14 protein-coding genes are annotated in these 16,641 nt (G+C 69.6%); 3 read left to right on the forward strand and 11 right to left on the reverse strand.

The window, feature by feature from the left end:
* Positions 1-128: 128 nt before the first annotated feature.
* The 8 genes from purM to BLU77_RS22635 all read right to left on the reverse strand — a co-directional run bounded on the left by purM (position 129) and on the right by BLU77_RS22635 (position 7,977).
* Positions 129-1,259, reverse strand: a complete 1,131-nt coding sequence (gene purM, locus BLU77_RS10765) for a phosphoribosylformylglycinamidine cyclo-ligase (protein ID WP_089773178.1) — start codon at positions 1,257-1,259, stop codon at positions 129-131.
* Positions 1,256-2,797 (reverse strand): amidophosphoribosyltransferase, encoded by a 1,542-nt coding sequence (gene purF / locus BLU77_RS10770; RefSeq protein WP_089775637.1) that lies wholly within the window; start codon positions 2,795-2,797, stop codon positions 1,256-1,258. Before purF ends, purM begins: the two co-directional genes overlap by 4 nt.
* Before the next feature lie 54 nt (positions 2,798-2,851).
* Positions 2,852-4,336, reverse strand: coding sequence for an RNB domain-containing ribonuclease (locus BLU77_RS10775; RefSeq protein WP_089773179.1), 1,485 nt, complete (start codon positions 4,334-4,336; stop codon positions 2,852-2,854).
* Positions 4,333-4,761, reverse strand: coding sequence for a hypothetical protein (locus BLU77_RS10780; RefSeq protein ID WP_089773180.1), 429 nt, complete (start codon positions 4,759-4,761; stop codon positions 4,333-4,335). The genes BLU77_RS10775 and BLU77_RS10780 overlap by 4 nt, the downstream gene beginning before the upstream one ends.
* A gap of 97 nt (positions 4,762-4,858) precedes the next feature.
* Complete coding sequence (locus BLU77_RS10785) at positions 4,859-5,650, reverse strand: ABC transporter ATP-binding protein (protein WP_089773181.1); 792 nt, start codon at positions 5,648-5,650, stop codon at positions 4,859-4,861.
* The gene (locus BLU77_RS10790; protein ID WP_089773182.1) at positions 5,651-6,550 is read right to left on the reverse strand and encodes an ABC transporter permease; all 900 of its coding nucleotides are present in this window, start codon (positions 6,548-6,550) and stop codon (positions 5,651-5,653) included. It abuts the gene before it with no gap.
* 10 nt (positions 6,551-6,560) lie between these two features.
* Positions 6,561-7,550: an ABC transporter substrate-binding protein gene (locus BLU77_RS10795; RefSeq protein ID WP_089773183.1), complete on the reverse strand. Its 990-nt coding sequence runs from the start codon at positions 7,548-7,550 to the stop codon at positions 6,561-6,563.
* 70 nt (positions 7,551-7,620) lie between these two features.
* Positions 7,621-7,977 carry a sterol carrier family protein gene (locus BLU77_RS22635; RefSeq protein ID WP_089773184.1) on the reverse strand — a complete coding sequence of 119 codons (357 nt, stop codon included), beginning with the start codon at positions 7,975-7,977 and terminating at the stop codon, positions 7,621-7,623.
* Positions 7,978-8,067: 90 nt separating this feature from the next.
* On the opposite strand from BLU77_RS22635, the gene BLU77_RS10805 reads away from it, so the two are divergent.
* The 3 genes from BLU77_RS10805 to BLU77_RS10815 all read left to right on the forward strand — a co-directional run bounded on the left by BLU77_RS10805 (position 8,068) and on the right by BLU77_RS10815 (position 10,353).
* Positions 8,068-8,721: a DUF6226 family protein gene (locus BLU77_RS10805; protein ID WP_139177738.1), complete on the forward strand. Its 654-nt coding sequence runs from the start codon at positions 8,068-8,070 to the stop codon at positions 8,719-8,721.
* A 187-nt stretch (positions 8,722-8,908) separates the two neighbouring features.
* Entirely contained in the window at positions 8,909-9,112 is a 204-nt protein-coding gene (locus BLU77_RS10810) for a cold-shock protein (RefSeq protein WP_089773186.1), read from the forward strand.
* Between the two features lie 176 nt (positions 9,113-9,288).
* Complete coding sequence (locus tag BLU77_RS10815) at positions 9,289-10,353, forward strand: fatty acid desaturase family protein (protein ID WP_089773187.1); 1,065 nt, start codon at positions 9,289-9,291, stop codon at positions 10,351-10,353.
* Positions 10,354-10,559: 206 nt separating this feature from the next.
* Here the strand turns inward: BLU77_RS10815 and BLU77_RS10820 are convergent, their stop codons facing one another.
* The 3 genes from BLU77_RS10820 to BLU77_RS10830 form a co-directional block, all read right to left on the reverse strand.
* Positions 10,560-14,561 (reverse strand): ExeM/NucH family extracellular endonuclease, encoded by a 4,002-nt coding sequence (locus BLU77_RS10820; protein ID WP_089773188.1) that lies wholly within the window; start codon positions 14,559-14,561, stop codon positions 10,560-10,562.
* Positions 14,558-15,022 carry a lamin tail domain-containing protein gene (locus BLU77_RS10825; protein ID WP_089773189.1) on the reverse strand — a complete coding sequence of 155 codons (465 nt, stop codon included), beginning with the start codon at positions 15,020-15,022 and terminating at the stop codon, positions 14,558-14,560. The genes BLU77_RS10820 and BLU77_RS10825 overlap by 4 nt, the downstream gene beginning before the upstream one ends.
* Before the next feature lie 131 nt (positions 15,023-15,153).
* Positions 15,154-16,569 carry an NAD-dependent malic enzyme gene (locus tag BLU77_RS10830; RefSeq protein WP_089773190.1) on the reverse strand — a complete coding sequence of 472 codons (1,416 nt, stop codon included), beginning with the start codon at positions 16,567-16,569 and terminating at the stop codon, positions 15,154-15,156.
* Between the last annotated feature and the right edge of the window lie 72 nt (positions 16,570-16,641).

The following is a 16,641-nucleotide window of genomic DNA, read 5'->3' on the forward strand; positions in this document are numbered from 1 at the left end:
GGTCAGGGTCAGTCGCGACCATGCGTCCACGCGTGACCACCCGGATGCGTGCCCGCCCGCACCATGGGGCCGGCCGATCATTGCGCGACCTCGCAGCCAGCGACGCCCGCTCGCGGGCATCCGATGGCTCACGACGTGCGGTAGTCGCCGATCAGGCGAACTCCGCCACCATGCACGCCCTTGGTCCCGCTGACGATCTCGACGTCGCCACCAGCGGTCAGGTCGACGTCCTCAGCGCCACGGACGACGCCGAGCTCCCAGGCGGGAACGCCTCGCTCGGTGCACAGCCGTCGCGCCGCGTCTACTCCGTCAGCAGGGAGCACCGCCACCATGCCCACGCCGAGGTTCAGGGTGTTCTGCAGGTCGGTCCACGGCACGGAGCCGAGGCGGCGCACCATGTCGAACACCGGTGGCACCACCCAGGACGAGCGGTCCACGTCCGCCACCAGTCCAGCGGGCAGCACTCGAGCCAGGTTGGCCGCCAGTCCCCCACCGGTCACGTGCGTGAAGGCGTGCACGCCCACGTCGTCCGCTCGGGCCAGCGCCAGGCAGTCGGCGGCATAGACCCTGGTCGGCTCCAGCAGCTCAGCGCCGAGAGTACGCCCCAGCTCAGGCACGTCCCGGTCCAGCTCCCAGCCGGCCACACTGATCACGCGACGCACCAGCGAGTACCCGTTGGAGTGCAGACCGCTCGCGCCCATCGCAAGCAGCACGTCACCGGCCTGCACGCGGTCGGGTCCGAGCAACGCGTCGGCCTCGACCACTCCGGTCGCCGCGCCGGCCACGTCATACTCGTCGGGGTCCAGCAGACCCGGGTGCTCGGCCGTCTCGCCGCCCACCAGGGCGGTCCCGGCCACCGAGCAGGCCGCCGCGATCCCTCGCACGATGTCGGCGATCCGTTCCGGCACCACGGAGCCGCAGGCGATGTAGTCGGTCATGAACAACGGCTCGGCACCCACCACCACGATGTCGTCGACCACCATGCCGACCAGGTCGAAGCCGATGGTGTCGTGGATGTCGAGCGCCTGCGCGAGCGCCACCTTGGTGCCGACGCCGTCGGTGGAGCTGGCCAGCAACGGCTTGCGGTACCGCGTCAGGGCCGTGGCATCGTAGAGACCGGCGAAGCCACCGACACCACCGAGCACCTGCGGCCCGTGCGTGGCCCGGACGGCGTCCTTCATCAGTTCGACGGCTTTGTCCCCGGCCTCGGTGTCGACCCCGGCGGAGGCATACGTGATGGGTGCGTTGGATGTCGTCATGGGTGAACCAGTGCTCCCGACCCGCCAGCAGAGACGGACAAGGACCGTAACCCGTCCTCGGGTGCGCCGAGCGGCAGTTCCTCCTGGTCACCCAGTTGCGCGGCCACCTCACGCTGCTCAATCTTCACCGGGTACTCACCGGTGAAGCATGCGGCGCAGAGCTGGCTGGCCGGCTGCTCGGTGGCGGCGATCATGCCGTCGGTGGAGATGTAACCGAGGGTGTCGGCACCCAGGCCCTGCCCGATCTCCTCGGGGCTCAGGCCGTTCGCGATGAGCTCGGCGCGGGTGGCGAAGTCGATGCCGTAGAAGCACGGCCACTTCACGGGCGGGGAGGAGATCCGCACGTGCACCTCCGCGGCCCCAGCCTCGCGGAGCATCCGGATCAGGGCGCGCTGGGTGTTGCCGCGCACGATCGAGTCGTCCACCACCACCAGGCGCTTGCCGCGAATCACCTCGCGCAGCGGGTTGAGCTTGAGCCGGATGCCGAGCTGACGGATCGTCTGGCTCGGTTGGATGAAGGTGCGGCCCACGTAGGCGTTCTTCGTCAGCCCCTGCGCGAACGGGATGCCGGACTCCGTGGCGTACCCGATCGCGGCCGGGGTGCCGGACTCGGGCACCGGGATCACCAGGTCGGCCTCGGCGGGGTGCTCACGGGCGAGCGCGCGGCCCATCTCCACCCGCGCGGCGTTCACGGAGCGGCCGCTGATGGTGGTGTCCGGGCGGGCCAGGTAGACGTACTCGAAGACGCAGCCCTTCGGCTCGGCCGGGGCGAACCGCTGAGCGCGCAGCCCATCGGCGTCGATCGTGATCAGCTCACCCGGTTCCACCTCACGCACGAATGCCGCACCCACGATGTCCAGTGCCGCTGTCTCGGAGGCCACCACCCAGCCGCGTTCCAGGCGCCCGAGCACCAACGGCCGGATGCCCTGCGGGTCCCGCGCGGCGTACAGCGTGTTCTCGCTCATGAACGCCAACGAGAAGGCGCCGCGCACCCGCGGCAACACCTCCATAGCCGTGTCACCCAGAGTGTGCTCCGGGTCTCCGGAGAGCAGCGCGGTGAGCACCGTGGTGTCGGAGGCGCAGTCGTCGAGCGCGCGGTCGCGCACCATGCTGCCGTAGCGCTCGCGCACCAGCTCGATGAGCTCACCGGTGTTGGTGAGATTGCCGTTGTGGCCGAGGGCCAGCGTTCCCGACGACGTGGGGCCCAGTGTGGGCTGTGCGTTCTCCCAGGTGCTCGCACCGGTAGTGGAGTAGCGTGCGTGGCCCAGGGCGATGTGCCCGGTCAGTGAGCGCAGCGCCCCATCGTCGAAGACCTGGGAGACCAGGCCCATGTCCTTGTAGACGAGGATCTGCTCACCGTTGCTGGTGGCGATCCCGGCGGACTCCTGCCCTCGGTGCTGCAAGGCGTACAGGCCGAAGTAGGTGAGCTTCGCCACCTCCTCGCCTGGGGCCCAGACTCCGAAGACGCCGCATGCATCCTGCGGGCCCTTCTCGCCAGGGAGGAGTTCATGGGTGAGACGACCATCTCCGCGTACCACGGGACCATGGTCCCACACCCGCAGCCACCCCGGCGATGCGTCCCACGCTCCCCGCTACGCCAGGGTGAAGGTGACCTCACGCTCGTCGACATCGACGCTGTTCACCCGTACCCGGACACGCTCTCCCAGCGGCAGGTCCGCACCGGTCACCCGGGCTCGCACCGCCGGGTCGGCGATCACCACCGTGCCGCGCTGCTGCCGCTCACCGCCCTCGTCGTCGGAGTCGCCACCGTCGATCTCCACGATCACGCCGTCGAGTTCCTGACCCACACGGCCCTGGAACAACACCGCCTCGATCACGTCGAGGCAGGCACGCTCGTACGCCGAGGAGCGCTGCCCGGCCCGGCCCATGATCGAGGGCAGATCCGCGAGCGCAGCACGCACCCAGTCCGGAACATCGGTACCGGCGGTCGCAGCCAGGCAGATCTCCAAGCCGTACCGGTCCACCAGGCGTCGCAGCGGTGCCGTGACGTGCGCGTACTCGGATGCGATCGCCGAGTGCGGTGAGTCCGGCGGAAGGTCGCCGTCGAAGGTGAGGTAGCCGGCGCCGCGGAAGAGTGACGTCGCCTCCTGGAGGAAGGCCGCGTGCGCGGGCTCGGCCGAGTCCAGCCCGGCGAGCACCTCACCGTAGGCCACACCGTCCGGCCACTCGATCCCCAAGCCGTGGGCGGCACGGCGCACCCGCGCGATGTCACGGCGGCGCGCTGGTTCGAGCGTGCGAAGCACGCCCACCCGCGCCTGCCGCATCAGGCCGGCCGCCACGATCCCGGTGAGCAGGGAGATCTGCGCGTTCCATTCCTCCACGGCCAGGCTGCTGCGCTGCACCAGCCGGTACCCGCCGTCGTCGACCTCCACCTCCTGCTCGGCAATGGCCAGCGACGCACCACCCCGGGCACGCTCCTGGGCGATCCGAAGCCTGCCCACCTCACGCAGCAAGGTGAGTGTGTCCTCCTGCTCGGAAGGGCCGCCGTCGGGACTCTGCTCGATCCGCTCCGCCGCCTGCTCGTAGGTGAGCTGCTCCCGGCTGCGCACCTGAGCCCGGCGCACTCCCGCCTGCACCACCGCACCCTCGGCATCCAGCTCGATGGACCACACGCATGCCGGGCGGGACTCCCCCGCGAGCAGGCTGGCTGCGCCCTCCGAGATGGCCTCCGGGTGCAGGGTGATCGACCCGTCCGGGCCGTAGAAGGTGACGCCTCGGTCGGCCAGCTCGCCGTCCAGCGCGCCGCCCGGGGTGACGAACGAGGCCGGGTCGGCGATCGCGTAGCGCACCAGGTATCCGCCGGAGGTGCGGGAGATGTGCATCGCCTGGTCGAGGTCCTTCGCGCCCGGTGGGTCGATGGTGAGGAACGGCAGGTCAGTGAGGTCCTCGGCGTGTGTCACCGGGGTGCTCGCCGCCTCCGAGGCCTCGGCAAGGGCGGCGTCGGAGAACGCTCCCGGAACCTCCTGCTCGGCACGGACGCGCTCCAGGTGCGGGTGCACGGCGTCGGCCGCAGCCTGGTGCAGACGCAGGATCCGGTGCTGGGCAGCTGCGCTCACTTCTTCCTCCGGTCCAGGAGCAGGGCTATGACACAGCCGATCAGGATGCAGAACGGCACCAAGAGCGCGGTGAGCAGCAGGAAGAGACCGCCGTAGTCCAGGAACTCGGTCTCGTCGGCGAACGGGGTGGCCACGGCCGCGAGGATCACACCGAGCAGGCCGCCGAGGGTGGCGAAGCGGCCATAGCGCGGGACCCGGCGCACTCTGCTCCGGTCCACGGAGTCGGCGATGCTCACCTCGTCGCCGACGTCTCCTCCAGCGGCTCGCACCTCGCCTGAGCCTCGGTCCGAACCCGGGTCGGCCTCTGGTGCGGAGGGTTCGGTGGGTGCGGAAGGCTCGGCGGCAGTATCCGCGTGATCGGCCCCGTCCGGGTGGTCGTTCCCGGCGGCCGCGTCGGGGCGGCCAGTGGGTGGCTCAGTGCTCATCGGTCCCTCTCGTCCAGGTGCATGACCAGCCTAAGAGATCGCGCGGATAGGCGAAGCCTGCTGCGCGTCGCCCCAGCACGCACCTCTAAACGCCGGACTACTGCAGGAGGGTCCGGTCGCCCAGGTCCGCACCCTTGACGTGCTCGAAAGCGCTCAGCAGGTCGGCCACGGTGGCCTTCTGCTTGCGGTCACCGTCCAGGTCCACCACCACGCGCCCCTCGTGCATCATGATCAGCCGGGTGCCCAGGCGCAGCGCCTGCTCCATGTTGTGGGTGACCATCACGGTGGTCAGGTGGTGGCGCGCCACGGCCTTCTCGGTCAGCTCGGTCACCAGGGCGGCACGGGACGGATCGAGCGCGGCGGTGTGCTCGTCCAGCAGCAGCACACGTGGCTCGGAGAAAGTCGCCATGAGCAGTGAGAGAGCCTGGCGCTGTCCCCCGGAGAGCAGCCCGACGGCGGCCGACAGCCGGTCTTCCAGGCCCAGTTCGAGAGAGGCCAGCTCGGCACGGAAACGCTCCCGCTTGGCGGCCGTGACCCCTCGCCGCAACCCGCGGCGGGTGCCGCGGGCGAGCGCGATCGCGAGGTTTTGCTCGATGGTCATCGCCGGGGCGGTGCCGGCCATCGGGTCCTGGAACACACGGCCGACGAGCCGTGCCCTGCGGTGGTCGGGCCACCGCGTCACATCCTGACCGTCCAGGCGCACCGTGCCGGAGTCGGGGATCAGGGCACCGGCGACAGTATTCAGCAGGGTGGACTTGCCGGCACCGTTCGATCCGATGATGGTGACGAACTCGCCCGGCTTCAGGTGCAGCGACAGGTCCACCAGGGCCCGGCGTTCGTTCACGGTCCCAGCGAAGAACGTCTTGCTGACCTCGTGCAGCTCCAGCATCTACTCACGCCCTCCCGTCGCGGCGGCGCGCAACCCACGCAGCCCGGTCGCCTGGCGGATCCTGCTCCACTGGGGCAGCACCAGGGCGATGATCACCAGCACCGCGGAGATCAGCTTCATGTCGTTCGGGTCCAGCCCCACCTCCAGGGCCACCTGGATGGCGAGCCGGTACAGCACCGAGCCGAGCACCACGGCGGTGGTGGCGAAGATCACCCGGCGGGAGGAGATGATCGCCTGCCCGAGGATCACCGAGGCGAGACCGGCGATGATCAGGCCGATCCCCATCGAGATGTCGGCGAACCCTTGGTACTGGGCGATCAGGGCACCGCACAGGCCGACGAGGCCGTTCGAGAGGGCCAGCCCGAGGATGATGGTGCGGTGCGTGTGCACGCCGAAGCTGCGCACCATCTGCGGGTTGTCCCCGGTCGCCTGCACGGCCAGGCCGAGGTCGGTGCCGAGGAACCAGTCGATGCCGAGCTTCACCACCGCCACCGTCGCGAGCAGGATGATGATGGACACCCCAGAGCCGAGGAATCCGGCCTCCCGCAGCGGGGTGAACAGCGTGGTCTCCCGCAGCAGCGGCAGGTTCGCGGCGCCCATGATGCGCAGGTTGATCGAGTACAGACCCACCTGGGTGAGGATGCCCGCAAGCAGCGGGTTGATCCCTCCCTTGGTGTGCAGCAGACCGGTGATCACGCCCGCGAGCACGCCCGCGCCGGCCCCGGCGAGCGTCGCCACCCACGCCGGCACACCGCCGGTGATGAGAATGGCAGCCGTGCCGGCGCCGGTGGTGAAGCTCCCGTCCACCGTCAGGTCGGGGAAGTTCAGCACCCGGAACGTCAGGTAGACGCCGAGCGCCATCACGGCATAGATGAGGCCGAGCTCGAGTGCACCGATCATGGCCGGGCGATCACTCGATCACGGTGTCGGCCTCGGCGAGCAGGTCCTCGCTGAGCTCGATGCCCATCCGCTCCGCGGCCGCCGGGTTCACGATCAGGGAGAGCTCGGTCTGGGTCTCGACGGGGATATCCGCCGGGGCGGTGCCCTCGGTGAGCACCTGGACGGCCATCTCCCCGGTCTGGCGGCCGAGCAAGTCGTAGTCGAGGCCGTAGGTGGCCACCGCACCGCGCTCCACGCTGTCGCCCTCGGAGGCGATCACCGGGACGCTGCGGGACTCGGCCACCTGCAGGAGCGACTCCAGCGCGGAGACGACCGTGTTGTCGGTGGGCACGTAGTAGGCGTCCACGTCGAGCGAGTCGGCGGCCTGCTGCACCTCGCCGGAGTTGGTGACGGTCGCCGTCTGGACCTCCAGCCCGAGCGTCTCCGCCGCGGCCGTGGCCAGGTCTACCTGTACCTGAGAGTTCACCTCGCCGGAGCTGTACACGATGCCGAGGCTGCCGGCGTCGGGGGCGAGGTCCTCCAGCAACGCGAGCTGCTCCTCCACCGGGTTCAGGTCCGAGGTGCCGGTGAGGTTGCTTCCCGGGGATTCCCAGCTGTCCACCAGGCCCGCCTCCACCGGGTCGGTGACCGCGGTGAACAGGATCGGGATCTCGGTGGTGGCCTGGGCGGTCGCCTGTGCGGTGGGGGTGGCGATCGCGAGGATCAGGTCCAGGTCGTCGGAGGCGAAGGTGGTGGCGATCGAGGTGGCCGTGGCCTGGTCGCCCTGCGCGTTCTGCTCGTCGTAGGTGACCTCGAGCCCGGCGTCGGCGAGGGCGGCTTTGAACCCGTCCCGCGCGGCGTCCAGAGACGGGTGGGAGACGATCTGGGTGATCCCGACCGAGTAGGACTCGCCCCCGGCGGAGTCGCCGGAGCCGTCGTCGGAGGACTCGGAGCACGCGACCAGTGCGAGTGAGGCACCGGCGGCCACAGCCAGGGTGCGAATGGTGGCGACGCGGGTCATGGGGGTCCTTCGATCGATGGGCAGGATCGCGCAGAGACTACACAATGCACGATAGGTGGTGCGCCGCCCCTCACGGCCACAGCGGTAGCCAGCCGGTGAGGTTCGCACGCGAGCCCGATGCGGTGACCGCTCCGGAGCCGACGGCGTCCGGCCAGCTGGTCTGCCCGGTCGCCAGGGCCAGGAAGGTGTCCGGGTTCGTCTCGACGACGTTCGGCGGGGTGCCGCGGGTGTGCCGTGGCCCTTCGATCACCTGCACCACCCCGGCCGGCGGGACCCGGACCTCCACGGAGGTGCCGGGGGCGCGGTCGGCCAGCGTCTGCAGGCCATACCTGACGGCGGTACGCACCTGGGCGGGCGTCGCCTCGCCGCGTTGCCACGCGGCCAGGGCGAGCTCGCCCTCGCCGGGATCGATACGTCGTCGGGCCACGGCATCTGAGCCTACCCAGCCAGTCGATCTGGCGGTCGGACGGCTCAACCGCCGAAGCGACGCGCGATGTCCGGGTCCTACGCTCGGGGGATGGACGAGGCCGAGATTACGCGCGCCGTCGACGACGCCTACGCGGCCCTCCCGGAGAGCCGGATCAGCTGGCCGAATCCCCGGCCCAGGGACACCGAACCGCCGGACGAGGCGTACTCCCGGGTGAGCGACCCGCGGAAGTACCGCATCGTGGGCGCCCGGGCGCTCGCCTGGCAGCAGGCACTCGCCGGTCTCGGTCTGGCCACGGCCGTGTCGGTGCCGGTGACCGATCTGCCATGGCGGCTTCCTGTCGGCGCCGGCACCCGGCTCACCCCACATGCTGCGGGGACCGAACCGCTCGTCCTGGTCACCAACGCGCTCCAGGACGTGCCCGGGTGCATCCTCACCCTCGGCATCGGCGCACCCCCTGCCTGGCTGGACCCAGAGCCGGACTGCGGGTGCGACGCCTGCGACTTCGGCTCGGCGAACCTGCTCGAGGCGATCGACACGAGCATCGGTGCCATCGTCCGGGGCGGCATCGTGCACGTCACCGGTTCCGGGTGGCATGTCACCACCACCCCGGCCACGCGGCAGGCCGGGTGGAGCGGCACCACGGAGAAGCCGGACGTCGACCGGATCATCGCCGATGCCCGCGCTGGGAGGCCCGTCCCTGGGGCCGCACGCACCCTGGTCTCGGGCTCGTGGCTGACGTGAGTGGACCCACACCTTCCTTTTCGGCAGTTGTGCGGTAGGCTTGAACCTGGTTGCAGTGAATCGCACGTCGGACGCCCCAGCCTTACAAGGCTCGGGGCGTTTTTCTTCACCAGAAGAGTTGACGCCCGACACCGTGGCTGAATCGGACCCGACAGTCGGGTCCGCACTCTGAATGATGGAGAAACGCATGACTGTAGGAACTGTGAAGTGGTTCAACTCTGAGAAGGGGTTCGGCTTCATCGCCCCCGAGGACGGCAGCGCGGACGTGTTCGCGCACTACTCGGCCATCCAGGCTGACGGCTACCGCTCCCTCGAGGACAACCAGCGTGTCGAGTTCGAGGTGACCCAGGGCCCCAAGGGCCCGCAGGCGTCGAACATCCGCCCGCTCTGATTCTGACGGCGGAGCTACTTCCGTAAGGAACGCTCCGCTCGCTCCGGCCGCCGTTGGTTCGCCCGACGGCGGCCGGAGCATTTTCACCGTCGGTGACGATGACCGATCGTCACCGACAGCCCACGACTCCCCCGATCGAGACCTGGGCACTCAACCTCAAGCGTGAGAGGTGCGCGATGACCGCCACCGCCGAGCGTCCTCGGGACGCATACATCAGCCAGTTCAGCGCCCTGACCCGCGAGGTCCGCGAGAGCGGTCTGCTTCGCCGGCGCTACGGCTACTACTGGCCGCGCCTGATCGGCGCGGCCCTGGCCTTCGGCGCGATCATCGCGGCGATCGCTCTTCTCGGCAGCACCTGGTGGCTGATGGCTCTCGCCGTCGTCATGGGTGCGGTGATGACGCAGATCGCCTTCCTCGGCCACGACGCCGCGCACAAACAGATCTTCAGCTCGCCGAAATGGAACGACTGGACGGCTATCGTGCTGGCCAATCTGTTCGTCGGCCTGAGCCACGGCTGGTGGCAGAGCAAGCACTCCCGCCACCACGCCAACCCCAACAAGCGCGGCTCTGACCCGGACATCGACCTGCCGTATGTGACGTTCACCCCGGAGCAGGCCGACGAACGTCGCCGCCACCCGGCGATCGACTGGTTCCTCAAGCGCCAAGGGTGGTTCTTCTTCCCGATGCTGCTGCTCGAGGGGCTCGACCTGCACCTGACCAGCACCAAGCGGGTCTTGGGCCGCGCACCGCTGAAGCGCCGCACGGTGGAGATCATCTTCCTCGCGATCCGGCTGATCGCCTTCCCCGCCTTCCTGTTCCTGGTGCTCTCCCCCGGGATCGCCGGAGCGTTCCTCGGGGTGCAGCTGGCCGTGTTCGGCGTGTACATGGGTGCCTCGTTCGCCCCGAACCATGTGGGCATGCCGGTCGTGCCGAAGGACATGCGCCTGGACTTTCTCCGCCGGCAGACCCTGATGAGCCGCAACATCACCGGTGGTCGTTGGGTGGATGTGGCCATGGGCGGCCTGAACTTCCAGGTGGAGCACCACCTGTTCCCGAACATGCCCCGCCCGCACCTGCGCCGGGTGGCACCGTTGGTCCGCCAGTTCTGCGCCGACCACTCCGTCACCTACACCCAGACCAGCCTGTGGCGCTCCTACGGCATCGTGGTGCGCCACCTCAACGTGGTCGGCCTGGGCGCGAGGGACACCTTCACGTGCCCGTTGGCGGCGCAGCTGCGCTGACCTCGCGGCCGGGCGTAGGCGCGCCTGGCGCACGACAACCGCCCGAACGTGACAGTGGTGGCCCGCCTCCCCCGGGAGAACGGGCCACCACTGTTTCCTCCCTGTCCCAACGAGGTCAGATGGCTGGATCGACGGGGATGCGTCGAGCGAGGCGGCATGGGCGCCTACGCTGACGCATGCCCGTCGATCCGGTCGGGCGCGAAGCCTCAGACGGCGGTCATCCGGTCCGACCTCGCCTTGGGCCCGGCGTGCTCCGGCGGACCCGCGTGCTCGGGCGGACCGGCATGGTCCGGGGCTCCGGAGTGCTCCGGCGGACCTGCGTGGTCGGGCGGACCCGCGTGCTCCGGCGGGCCCGCGTGGTCGGGCGGACCCGGCTGCCCCGGGTCGTCCCCGGCGCTGATGGCCACCGGCACAGTGATCGAGGTGCCGTTCAGCTCGTCGGTGATCACCAGCTCCACCGGAGCCTCGAGTCCGTCCGGCACGGTCACCCGCACCCGTGCTTGCCCCACCAGGTCGGTCCCGTCAACCGGGGTGACCTCCAGCGCCGCCGGTTCGGTGGCTACGCCTCCCAGCGATGTCTGCAGCGCCTCGGGGGCCGGCTCACCGGTCGAGAAGGCGAACGAGGAGACGTCCACCGCGATCTCCTCCCCCGGCGCGTAGGTCGCGTCCGGGTCGGAGGTCCAGGTGAGGCCGACAGCCCGCTGCTGCTGGTCCGGGGCGACCGTGCCGAGCTCGGCGAAGTAGTCCACCATCGCCGTCAGGTCCACCTGACCGGAGTCGGCCGTACCTGCGCCTTCGGTGAACACCGAGAACCCGTCGCCGCCGGCCGCGAGGAAGGAGTTGGTGACGATCGTGTACACACCCTCCGGTTCGATCGGCTCCCCGTCCAGGCTCATCGCCGTGATCCGCTCACCCAGCGGGGCGCTCGGGTCGTAGACGTACTGGAAACCGGCCGACACACCGAGGTGCAGCTTCGTCTCGGCGTCGCCATCGGTGCGCCACTGCTGCTCGAGCAGCGTGTCCAGCTGCGCACCGGTGAGGTCCATGGTGACCAGGGTGTTCGCGAACGGCTGCACGTTCGCTGCCTCCCGGTAGGTCACCACGCCATCGCCCTCGTCACCGTCGGCGGCGTAGCGCAGGTCATCACGCAGCCCGCCCGGGTTCATGAACGCGATCTGGGTGCTCGGGTTGGTCCGTTGCGCGGCCCAGAGCTGCACGTCGGAGACGGCGTTGCCCAGGGTGGACTCACCGGCTCGGTTCGAGCCCGGCTCGCCCGAGGTCCCGACGGCGCGATTCAGGTCCGCAGTGATCTCACCGAGCGGCACGCTGCCGAGTTCATCGGCGACGGCCACGGCTTCGTCCACCACGTCCTGCACGTCCGGGTCCCCGGCGCACAGTTCCTCGCGCGGCGTGGTGTCGTCTCCCGGCTCCGGGACCAGGTCCACGTTCTCCGCCTCGCCGGCGACGACGTCACCGGTGGTGGTGTCGACGGTGAGGCTGAGGTGGCCGAGCAGCTCGCCGTACTGGCGAGCCTGGGTGACCCAGACGCCGTCGGTGTTGTGCACGTAGGCCTGGTGCGTGTGCCCGGAGATGATCGCATCGATCTGCTCGTGCGCCCCGTCGACCAGATCACCGAAAGGAGCACCGTCCGCACTCGACAGCTCCGCACCCGGGGCGCCGTCGTGGGCGAGAACGACGATCACGTCGGCCTCGTCATTGGACTCGTCACCATCGGTGAGCTGGTCGGCGTAGGTGTTGGCCGCCTCGCCCATGTCGGTGAAGGTGAGGCCCTCGATCCCGGCCGGGGAGACCAGGGTGGGCATGTCCTCGGTGAGTACTCCGATGAAGCCGACTCGCACACCACCGGTCTCGGTGACCCAGTACGGGTCGAACGCCGGCTCGCCGTCCGCGTCGACGATGTTCGCGCCCAGCAGGGGGAAGTCCGAGGCCGGGATCACCCGGTCGGTCACGTCCTGCTGACCGCGGTCGAACTCGTGGTTACCCAGGGCGGAGACGTCCAGGCCCATCATGTTCAGCACGTCGATGGTGGGCTGATCGTCAGAGATGAACGAGGTGAACGTGGAGGCCCCGATGTTGTCCCCGGCGGAGACGAACAGAGTGTTCGGGTTCTCGCTCCGGTAGGAGTCCACCGTGCAGGCCAGCACCGCCGCACCCGCGGACTCCCGGTTCGCCTCGATCCGGCCGTGGAAGTCGTTGATGGACAGGATGTCCAGGTCCACCAGGGTGTCCGTGGCGTCCGGCACGTCGATCCCGACGAGGATCGGGTCGTGGTCGGAGGCCCGGTACTGGGTGCCCGGCTGGAAGTGGTCGCTGGCGAAGTAGTTGTGGCGGGAGTACTCCGCGAGCACCGACTCGGCCGAGTTGATGCTCCAGATGTCGACGCCGGTGACCCGATCGGCCGCGGTCTCGTTGGCGAACACGTGGTCGAGCGAGCCGACCTTGCCGTCGAAGACGTAGGTGGTCTCCCCATCATTGAGGTTGGTGTAATCGGCATCCTCGATGGCCAGCGCGGGGGCCTCGGCGCTGTAGGAGTTGAAGTCGCCGAGCAGGAAGATGTCCTCGGTTCCGGCGTCGGTAGCCACATCCTCAGCGAAGCCGGTCAATGCCTCGGCCTGCGCCACCCGGTCCTCCTCGTAGCAGCCCTGCGGCAGGTCGCCACAGTCGCCGCCCTTGGACTTGAAGTGGTTCGTGACGGCCACGAAGGAGTAGTCGGTGCCGACGGCGGTGAACACCTGCGCGAGCGGCTCACGCGCGTTGTCGAAGGCCGGGTCGCCGGTGAGCACCACCGATTCCCCGGTCGGTTCCACAGTCTCCGGCGTGTAGATGAAGGCGTTGCGGATCACGTCTTGGTCCGCAAGCGCCGGCAGCTCCGACGGCGACTCGGCATAAGCCCACCGGTCCTCACCTGCGGCGGCATTCAGTGCCTCGACCAGTGCAGCGAGTGTCTCGTCCCGGTCGGCGCCGAAGACCGCCGAGTTCTCGATCTCCTCGAGGGAGACGACGTCGGCGCCGAGGCCATTGATCGCCGCGACGATCTTGGCCTGCTGACGCTCGAAGTTCTCGGTGTCCCAGGCTCCGCGGGGATCGCAGCCGCGGCGCACGGTGAGCGGGTTGCCGTCCCGATCGGTGTAGGCCTCACACTCGGGCACGTCCTCGCCGAGGGTGGTGAAGTAGTTGAGCACATTGAAGGTGGCGAGCACGAGGTCCCCGCCGACGTCCTCCGGTGCGGCGTTCGCGGCTTGGGTGTTCCCGCCCCCGAAAGTCACCAGTGCGTCCGCGTTGCCGCTGACCGGTGCGGTGGGCTGGAAGTTCCACTGGAACCGGTAGTCCACGATCACCGGCTCGGTGAACTGCACCCCGGCTCCGGTGCGCAGGTCCGGGGCGCCGGTGAGATAGGGCACCTCCTGGTCGCTGCTGGTCTGGGCGGACTGGCCGTCGTCGAGGGTGACCGCGCGGGCGTTGTTGTCGGCGACGGCGGCGTCGTACTCGGCAGTGCCCAGCGGTGCGACGTCGGTCTCCTGCACCAGCGGGCCGCCCAGCCCCAGGCCGATTGACCCGTATGCCGAGCCCCACCCGCCGAGGGCGTAGGTGTCGGAGACGACGTAGTCGGCCACCGGGGCTACCAGCATGCCCTCGACCACCTCACGCTCAGCCTCGGTGGCGCCCAGGGCGAAGTCGGCGATCGGTTCGACGGGTTCGGCAGGTGTCTCGAGCACCACGGCACCACCGGCCGGCACGGTGATCTCGGTGAGCCCGTAGTACTCGGTCACCTGGCCCTGCACGCGCACGTGGTCGCCCACCTGCACCTGGTCGACCGTGGCCGCGGAGTACACGAAGATGCCGTGGGAAGCGGTCAGCGAGGCAGGGTCGACGTCACCGCCGGTGCCCGGCGTCTGGATGTAGTACCCGTCGAAACCCCCGCTCGGGTACACCGCCGTCACCACACCGCTGGTGGTGACCGTCTGATCGACGAGCTCGCTCGCCGCCCCGGTGCCTTGGATCTGGGCAATGGTGTGGGTGTCACCCTCCGGCGGATCCACCGGATCGGGATCCGTCCCGCCGTCAGCAGTGTTCACCGTGCCGAAGGAACTCGGCGCCGGTCCGGTCCACTCGCCGTCGATCCGCTGCAGCGACTCTGTCGCCGAGGCGGAACTGCCTTCGCTCACCCCGATGTCGGTGCTGGTCATCCCGTCGGCGGGACCCCGACGGCGGTCAGCTCCCCTTCGTAGGAGAGCAGCTCGACCACCGTGCCCGCATCGTCGACGAGGGCGAGACCGTCCGGGGAGCCGTTCTGGATGCCGGCCTGCTCGACCACCACCACACCGGAATCCCCGACCACCCCGGCCAGGTCCGCCGTCGCGTAGGGGCTGCCGCCATTGCCGTTGTAGAAGACCAACGACCAGCCGGTCAGGTCGGTCCCGACCGGTGCCTGCACCTCGACGGCCTCACCGGTGTCGGAGCCATCGTTGTCGTAGTGGAGCTCACTGATGAAGGTGTCACCGTCGGAGATCAGCCGCGGGCCTAGGCCCGCCGTTGCAGGCGTGGCGTCGGCGAACGCCGGCGTCACACCGAGGCTGAGAAACGCGGTGGCCGTGAGAGCGGCAAGCGGGCGAACGATGCGCCCGCGCCGCGCACGAGGGTGAGACATGGGGCTCCTTTGACGTTCGGGGGCTCAGAGCAAAGTAACCCCAATCACACGGTTCGGGAACCCGTGCACCCGGTCGATCGCGAGAATTCGCTCGATCGTCACCCCGCCGCCACCCGACGGCGTCCCACGCCTCAGCTCTGCGTCACCGAGGACCGGGACTGGCTGTCCGCCTCAGCCGCCGCCTGCACCGAGGCGGCAATCGCCGTGTGCAGGCTCTGGTGGAACACGCTGGGCACGATGTAGGTGGCGTTCAGCTCCTCCGGGGTCACCACGTCAGCGAGTGCCGTCGCCGCGGCCACCAACATCTCGTCGGTGATGCGCGTGGACCGCCCGTCCAGGAGCCCGCGGAACACCCCCGGGAACGCGAGCACATTGTTGATCTGGTTGGCGAAGTCGCTACGACCGGTGGCCACGACGGCGGCGTGCCGGGTGGCGATCGCCGGGTCGATCTCCGGCAGCGGGTTGGCGAGCGCGAAGACGATCGACCCCTCCGCCATGGCTTCCACATCACTCTCGGTCAGCAGATTCGGCGCCGAGACACCGATGAACACATCGGCCCCGACGAGCGCATCCTGCATCGTGCCCGGGTGCTCACCGCCTCGGGTGGCCTCGGCGACCCACTGCAAGGAGGGCGCCAGGTTCGGACGGTCCGTGCGAATGATGCCCTCGACGTCGGCGACCACCACGTTCCGAGCTCCCGCCGCCAGCATCAGCCGCAGGATCGCCGAGCCCGCGGCGCCGGCGCCGGACTGCACGATCCGCACGTCCTCGATGTTCTTGCCCACCACCTTCAACGCGTTCCGCAAGGCGGCGAGGGCCACGATCGCCGTGCCGTGCTGGTCGTCGTGGAAGACAGGGACGTCCAGCTCGGCCCGCAGTCGCTCCTCGATCTCGAAGCAGCGGGGCGCGGAGATGTCCTCCAGGTTGATCCCCGCGAACACCGGGGCAATGATCTTCACGGTCCGCACGATCTCGTCGACGTCCTGGGTGTCCAGGCAGATCGGAAAGGCATCGATGCCCGCGAACCTCTTGAACAGGGCGGCCTTGCCCTCCATCACGGGCAGGGCCGCCGTCGGGCCGATATTGCCCAACCCGAGGACGGCCGAGCCATCGGTGACCACGGCGATCGTGTTGCGCTTGATGGTCAGCCGCACTGCATCCTCGGGGTGCGCGGCCAGCTGCTGGCTGACCCGCCCCACACCAGGGGTGTAGATGAGGGAGAGATCGTCCCGGTGCCGGATCTGCATCTTCGGCTGGATCTCGATCTTGCCGCCCAGGTGAGCCAGGAAGGTCCGGTCCGAGACCCGGCCGATCGTCACCCCGTCCAGGTCGCTGAGCGCACCGACGACGTGCTTGGCATCGTCCTCGCCCCCGGTGGCGCAGGTGACGTCCACCTGCAGCCGGTTCATCCCCGAGGCGGAGACGTCGACGGCGGTGACGATCCCGCCCGCGCGTTCGACCGTGGTGGTGATGGTGCTCACCGCCGACGGCTGCGCCGGCATCTCGAGCCGGACAGTGATGGAGTAACTGACGCTGGGGGAACTCATCGAGGGACCTGGCACCTTCCGTCGCTCCCGGGAACGCCGCGTCGCGATCCCGGCTGGTCGCTGTGGGCCCGA

The sequence above is a fragment of the Ruania alba genome (assembly GCF_900105765.1).
GTDB lineage: Bacteria > Actinomycetota > Actinomycetes > Actinomycetales > Beutenbergiaceae > Ruania > Ruania alba.